The following is a 1,642-nucleotide window of genomic DNA, read 5'->3' as shown; positions in this document are numbered from 1 at the left end:
TTGCTGCCCAGAGCTAGCCAGACACGATCCATCAGGTGCCATCGCGGGGCGCCAGAAGGCGCGGGCAGGCGCGGGCAGGCGCGTCATCGCCAAGCGTGGTCAGCATATTATTTTGCCCCGCCGCCGCGGCCACTTGGAACTCCTCCCACCAGCGGCTGAGCTGCTGCAGCTCGGCGTTGTTTTCCACTTCAGCTCGCAGCGTCAGCAAATCATAGGCGGCATGAAATTTAGGATGTTCCATCAGCTTGTGGGCGCGCTTCCCCTGGCGACGTGATAACCGCAGCTGAAGTTGCCACACATCGCGCATTAGGGAGGTTAAGCGTTTGGGTATCGCCAGCGTGCGGCATTGTTCGTCGATAATATCGTTCATCGCTAGTGAGAAAGCGTCAAAATAGGATAGGATGCTTTTCTGGATCAGTTTCTGTGCATGCTCCAACAGCGGATACCACAGCATGGCGGCGAATAAGAAAGCCGGATTGACCAGCATATCGTTGCGCAAACGCTGATCAGTGTTCGTCAGTACGCGGATCATCATCTGTTCCATACAACTGTCGCTGTGTTCGGTAAAGTTACGGCTTATCAACGGAAACAGCGGTTGAAACAGCTGGTATCCGCACAGCAGACGGTAGGTGGCTTCACCGTAGCCCGCCTGTAGCAGTTTGAGCGCTTCTTCAAACATACGCGCCGGAGGAATATCGTGTAACAGCGCTGCTAGCCGGGGGATCGGTTCGGCAGTTTTGCGGCTTATGGTCATGTCCAGCTTGGCGGCAAAGCGCACCGCGCGTAGCATGCGGACCGGGTCTTCCCGATAACGGGTTTCCGGATCGCCAATCAAGCGAATAGTACCTTCGCGTAAATCTTTCAGTCCGCCAGTATAGTCACGCAGAGTAAAATCGACCACACTGTAGTACAAGCTGTTCACCGAGAAGTCGCGGCGCTGGGCGTCTTCTTCGATGGAGCCAAAAATATTGTCGCGCAGCAGCATTCCGTTGTGGCCGGTGAGGATGGCCCCCGTCGCGTTTTTTTCGGGCTCTAGCACCTGATGACGGCCGCGGAACGTGGCGACTTCGATAATTTCAGGCCCGAATATGACGTGCGCCAGCCGAAAACGGCGGCCAACCAGTCGGCAGTTGCGAAATAGCTTACGCATCTGCTCTGGCGTAGCGCTGGTCGTGATATCGAAGTCCTTGGGTTTTTTACCCAGCAGCAGATCGCGAACACTGCCGCCGACCAAATAGGCTTCATATCCCGCTTTATTCAAGCGGTAAAGCACTTTTAAAGCATTTTCACTGATCTCTTTACGAGAAATGGAGTGCTGATCGCGCGGGATAATCGTCAAATGGCGTCTATCCTCTGGTGCCGTTTCCACGCTTTTATGATTGAGCGCCTTGCGGCAGAAGTTATTAGCTACTCGGGTAAAATAAAAATAGTACACCTCAAAAAAATAGTACACCTCAATAGTAACAAATAAACAGGAACAACGTAAAACAGCGGCTAATGACAGCTCACTACGCCAAGCTTGAGAATGAATGGGCGCATTGTCCTTTACGGGGTGTGGGCGGTTTGGTTGGCACGGCGTCAAGCCGTCAGTGGTCCACTGCCAAGTTTAACATACTCTCAAAGCACATAGCGTGCCGTTCCG

Annotated in this window: 1 protein-coding gene; it reads right to left on the bottom strand. The window is 53.6% G+C overall.

What is annotated here, in order from left to right:
- Nucleotides 1-31: 31 nt before the first annotated feature.
- Nucleotides 32-1,435, bottom strand: coding sequence for a polynucleotide adenylyltransferase PcnB (pcnB, locus tag BG74_RS04945; RefSeq protein ID WP_073961086.1), 1,404 nt, complete (start codon nucleotides 1,433-1,435; stop codon nucleotides 32-34).
- Nucleotides 1,436-1,642: the final 207 nt, after the last annotated feature.

It is taken from the genome of Sodalis-like endosymbiont of Proechinophthirus fluctus (genome assembly GCF_001602625.1).
Classification (GTDB): domain Bacteria; phylum Pseudomonadota; class Gammaproteobacteria; order Enterobacterales; family Enterobacteriaceae.
The sequence above is the reverse complement of the archived record's forward strand: the minus strand, read 5'-3'. Positions and strand labels throughout refer to the sequence as shown.